General features: G+C 65.9%; 3 protein-coding genes. 1 reads left to right on the top strand and 2 read right to left on the bottom strand.

What is annotated here, in order from left to right; all coding sequences use genetic code 11:
- Both ACIQ6O_RS11965 and ACIQ6O_RS11960 read right to left on the bottom strand, forming a co-directional pair.
- On the bottom strand, window positions 1-2,561 hold a 2,561-nt coding region (locus ACIQ6O_RS11965; RefSeq protein WP_396208020.1), incomplete at its 3' end, for a PDZ domain-containing protein.
- A 45-nt stretch (window positions 2,562-2,606) separates the two neighbouring features.
- Window positions 2,607-4,376 (bottom strand): alkaline phosphatase family protein, encoded by a 1,770-nt coding sequence (locus ACIQ6O_RS11960; RefSeq protein ID WP_396208019.1) that lies wholly within the window; start codon window positions 4,374-4,376, stop codon window positions 2,607-2,609.
- A gap of 111 nt (window positions 4,377-4,487) precedes the next feature.
- On the opposite strand from ACIQ6O_RS11960, the gene ACIQ6O_RS11955 reads away from it, so the two are divergent.
- The coding region (locus tag ACIQ6O_RS11955) for a carboxypeptidase regulatory-like domain-containing protein (RefSeq protein WP_396208018.1) at window positions 4,488-5,607 on the top strand (1,120 nt) is incomplete at its 3' end.

Genomic DNA, 5,607 nt, shown 5'->3' with positions numbered 1-5,607 from the left:
AGGCGATAGATGTTGTCTGGCGCGCGCAACTCCACGCCGTTCACCGCGAGGATGAAATCGCCACGCGACACGTTCACACCGGGCGTGGCAAGCGGAGCGCGCAGTTCAGGGTTCCAGCTCTCAGCGTCGTAGATGCGCGCAATGCGATAGCGATCGCCCTCGACCGCGAAGTCGGCGCCGAGCAACCCACCGGTACCATTGGGTACCTCGGGGTAATCACCACCGCGTACGTACGAATGCCCGATGGCCGTCTCGGCCCCCATGTTGTCGATGAGGTAATTGAGGTCGGCGCGGTGATTCACGTGCGCCAACAACGGCTCATACATCTTCTTCATGGCAGCCCAGTCGGTGCCGTGCAGATTCTTCACGTAGAAGTTGTTGCGCTGGTTGCGCCACCCTTCGTTGAAGATCTGCTTGAACTCTTCGCGCGGATCGATGTACGCACGCAACGCCACCTGCAGCCGTCCGCTCCCGGCCTGCGGCACCACGGGCTTGTCGGCGTCCACGAGATACAGGCCGCCGTTCTGCCCCCCGGTGCGATAGAGCAGCTTGCGACCATCGGCGCTCAGCGTGTACTGCGCCACCCCGCTCACGAACAGCTGCGCGCGGCGCGACGAGAGCTGGAACCGGTGCAGCGCGCTGCCACCAGCCATGCCAGCAGCCGTGCCCGTAGCGGGCACCGCCTCGAGGAAGAACACCGTACCCGCCGGGCCGGCGATGAGCGACGAGTAATCGCGCTCCACGAGCCCGGAAACAACGACGATGCGCTGCTGCAGCCCATCGAAATCGATGCGCACCGCACGCGGCGCCGCCGGCATCGCATCGCCACGTGCGCTGTCGGCGCGCGTACGTGCCGCGGGCGCCGGCGCAGCGCTATCGCGCGGCGCCACCAAGCGCGCGGCCTCTTCATCGCTCTCCGGCAGCAGCGGTGACGGCTCGCTCTTCGACAGCACCGCCAGATAGAGGGCCTTGGTCTCCGGGCGGTCGTACTTCGTCATGTCGAGCAGCGACGAATTGAGCGCGAAGTTGGTGCTCGCGAAGAACCACAGGTACTTCCCGCTCGCATCCCAGGCCGGGCTCGTGGCGTCGGCCATGCCATCGGTGATCTGCCGCGGCGTGCCCGACTCCACGTCGTACACGTAAATCGCGCGCATGAGCGACTTGAGTCGCTTGGGATACGCGAGGTAGCGCGAGTCGGGGCTCCACACCGGCACCACGCTGCGATCGGCCATGAAGTACGGATCGGTGTCCGCTACCTTCGCGCGCCCGCTCGCCACCTCGACCAACCAGATGCGGAAGTGCGTATCCTGATACGCAATGTGCTTCCCGTTGGGCGACCAACTGGGGAAGTACGGACGACTCGGTTCAGGAAGAGCGATCGTACGCTTCGCGCCAAGTCCCTCCTGCGGCGCGATAACGAGTTGATACTCGCCCGCGGCATCACTGAAATACGCCACCGACTTGCCGTCGGGCGACCACACGGGCGCGATCTCCGCCGAACCGCTGCTGTTGGTGAGGTTGCGCACATCCCCCTTCTCAGCAGGAATGCTGAACACCTCGCCGCGCGACTCCACCGCCGCGCGCTTGCCGGTGGCCGAGAGCGCGAGGCTCGCGACACGGTTGGACACGTCTTTCCACGACGGCATCATCCACGGGAAATCGCCCGCGGCAGCGATGTTCACGATCTTCGTCGCGCCGCTGCGTGCATCGAGTTCGTGGATGTACCCCGCCTGTTCGAACACCACCGTGTTGCCCGAGGCGTCAACGCTCTTCACATCGAAATCGGTGAACTTCGTGACCTGCTTGAGGGCGCGCGTCTTGGTGTCGAACGCCCACACGTTGCTCACGCCATCGCGATCACTCAGGAAGTAGACCGCGTCGCCCACCCACACCGGATCCATCTCCTTGCTGCCGGCAAAGGGCGTGCTGTCGAGTGCAAACGACTTGAGGTCCACGATCCAGATGGGCTTGTTCTGCCCACCACGATAATTGCGGCGCTCTTCGTCCCACGACGTGGGCATGCGATAGGCGATCTTGCTACCGTCGGGCGAGAGTTTGCCCTGGTTGGCGCGCGGCAGCGGCAACGCGGTTTCCACCCCGCCACTCACCGGCACCGTGTAGAAACGCGGTACGCCGGAGGGCGCCCAGGTGGCCCGCGGCGACGAGAACAGAATCTGCTTGCCATCGGGCGTCCACCCCTGCACCAGATCGGCGCCCGGATGCCACGTGAGCCGCCTCGGCTGGCCGCCTTCCGCCGGCACCACGTACACATCGGTATTGCCCGCGTACTCGGCGCTGAACGCCACGAGTGAACCATCGGGGGACAGCTTGGGGTTCTGCGTCTGCCCCTGAAAGCTGGTCAGGCGACGAGCCGATCCTCCGGCACGATCCACCACCCACACGTTGTTGGCGTATGCAAAAGCGATGTGGCGACTGCTCACACTCGGCGTGCGGAGCAGGCGGGTGACGGACTGCGCCTCAGCCACCGGCGCGACGGCGCAGGCCGCAGCTGCCAGCGCCACCGCGACGCGGAGCGACTCCGATGATGACGAGAGAGACATGGTGGGGATGGATGGGAGAAAGGCAGACGAACAATGCCGAAACGATCAATAACTCCAGGCGACACCGTCGAGCGCCGCCCGTACACGCGTCACCAGCAGCGGCTTCACCCGGTTGACGACCGCGCGGTCCTTGCCAGCACGGTCATCGGCAGCGCGCAACCGTTCGAGTACGACGGCAATGCGATATTCCTGCCCGGGCGCCAGCGTTGCAAGTCCGAAGGCCGCTGCCGGCCACACCCACTGCAGGCCATCTGTGCGGTGCGCCGCCGCGGCCAGCGGGAGCGCGACGGTCGAGACCAACGAATCGGTGTCGCCATGCCGCACCTCGACCCGCACGCGGCCACCTACCCCGCTCCACGGCTCCGGCGATTGCGGGAGGGAGAGCAGCGCGACCGGCCCACTAACGGGGAGGACCGACACGTCGGGCCACGACCGACGATGGAGGCGATCGTTCCGCAGCATGCCGGCGTCCACGACAGCCAGCGACGGCTGGTGCACACGGAGATCCAGCAGATCCTCGAACCCTCCGAACTGCTCGCGCACCCGCATGGCGACATCATCGTGCGGGCGCACGCCGTTGCTCATGACCATCCCCACGGCATTCGTGAGGCCAAGTGCCCCGTGGGTACCACCAAGCGGGCGAAGGCGATTCGCCACGCTGACCATGCCGAGCCCCACCCGGAAGCGGTCATCGAGACTGACGAGGATGGGCGCAGGATTCCGCGTGGCGAACCGGTGACCGTGCACGATGCGCACCGGCGCCACCGGATAGCGCGCACTGGCGGTGAACGTCACCCAAGCTTGCGCGGCCGCATACCCATCGGCGTCGAGCACACCGGCCTCACGCATGCGCTGCACCGTGCCATCGAGCTCCAGCGGATCGTTGCGCTCACTTGCATACCGATAGCGCTCCTCGCCCTCGAGGCGGCGGTACGCTACCTGAGCCATGCGCAGCACGCCGGCACTGTCGCGCCGCTGAACCGTGAAGAGCGAGTCGTTCACGCGCTGCGTCACCACATCGACAGCAGGCATGGCCACCAACAGCGAAGCGACCCGTGACACCGAATCGGCGTCGCAGAAGACGCCAAAGCCGGTGGTCACCCCATCCACGCTGAAGGCCACGTGATTCAGCCGCGTGATCGACCGCCCCGCTTCAAATCCGTGTGACGCCAGCGTCTCCACCATCGGGGCGAACTCCGCCTCCCACGCACGGTTGTGGCCGTGGTCAGAAAGCACGATGACCTCGAGATCGCGCCCGGTCCGTTCGCGGTACCGTGCGAGCAACTCGGCCAGCCGCGTGTCGAGATGATCGAGATAGCGTTGCACGTCGCCCCGGGTATGCTGCAACGCATCGGGACCCACGTTGTACAGGTATACCGTTTCGCGATTACGCGTTCGCAGGATCGACTCGACATCGGTGTTCACCTCACGGCGTGCGATCGGCCACGAAATGAGGTACGCGCCGAGATGATGGAACTTGGTATCGAACGCATAGTCCATGCGTTCTTCGTACTCGATGGGCCGAATGGCCGAGAGTGCATCCCCCAGCACCGTGTTGTGGCGGTTGCTGTAGTACACCCGCTGATAGCCCGCCGGCGGATACACACCGAGAATGGCGTGCCAGGCGATATCGCTGATGGATGGGAACGTGGACACCAGTCGCGCGGGCGGATGAAAGGCCGCGAACCGTCCACGCTGCCGCGCCTCCATGACGTCCCGGTAGTCCAGACCGTCGAGTGCCAGCACTACGCGCCGCGGCAGCAACTCAGCGGGCACAGGACGCTGGAACGAGGCACAGCCGGACAGGACGAGCATTAGCGAGCCAAGGATCCCTCGCCTGAGCTTGCTCCCCCACGACGCACTAGTCATGATTCATCGTAGCCTGCCCGCGCGTCCACACAAGTCCGCGCCTCGAGCGCTTCCCGCATGCGCGATCTCTTGTCATTGCCCCGTTTCATCCTCTGGTGTGTCGCCGTGGGGGCGGCTCTCGGTTCGGCGCCGGCATTGGACGCGCAGTCTGCGGCGCCGCTGGCGCCGGGTACCGGGAGCGTGCGCGGGTCCGTGACCACCACGTTCGGACTTCCGATTGGAGGGGCCTACCTGCGCCTCTCGCTACCGGGGCGCGGCACCACCACCTCCGTGGAATCCGACGAAGACGGCAAGTTCAATGCGGTCGGGGTGCCATCGGGGACCGCGTGGCTGGTGGCCCGACGCATCGGGTATCGCCCCGACTCCGTACGGGTCACGGTAAGCGACGGCGAGACGGTGGAAAGCCGCGTACAGCTCGAGCGCATTGCGGTGGAGCTCGATCGCGTGCAGGTCATCGGCCGTCGCGATGTGACCGGCCCCATGGCCGGGTTCTACAAGCGGATGGGACAGGGCGCCGGACGGTTCTTCACGGCAAGCGACATCGATAAGCGTAACGCGTCGCGCATGAGCGACATGTTCCGCATGGTGCCGGGTATGCGCATCGAATCGCGTGGATTCCAGAGCGCCATACGCATGCGCGGAAGCCGATGCGCCCCACTCGTCTGGCTTGATGCGCAGCCCCTCTTCGCCGCCGAGGTCGATCTCGACGCCTTTGATCCGCGATCGTTCGAGGGGATGGAGATTTACAGCGGGGCCGCGTCGGTGCCGGTGGAATTCCAGGGCAATCAACGCATGAGCAGCGCCTGTGGCACCATCGTGCTCTGGTCGAAGCGCGGTGAGATACGGGAACGCAAGCGCAAGAAGGACGAACCCACGCCGACCATGCGCATCGCGCAGATGCTCGACAAGGGTGAAGCGTTCGTGGCCACCGATGTGGACGCGTTGGCGCGCCCCGACTCGTTCAATCTCGTCAAACCCCTGTACCCCGACTCGCTGTTCGACGCGCAGACACCGGGGCGTGTCATCGCGGAGTTCGTGGTGAGCGTGAAGGGCGAGCCCGACATGGACACCTTCAGTGCCGTCACGACCACGCACCGGCTGTTCGTGGAGCCGGTGCGGCGCGCCGTGCGCGAGCAGCGCTTCCTGCCGGCGCTCCGCCGTGGACGTCCCGTTCCGC

This window comes from Gemmatimonas sp. (genome assembly GCF_044345575.1).
Classification (GTDB): Bacteria; Gemmatimonadota; Gemmatimonadetes; order Gemmatimonadales; family Gemmatimonadaceae; genus Gemmatimonas.
This window is presented reverse-complemented; position numbering and strand designations above follow the sequence as displayed.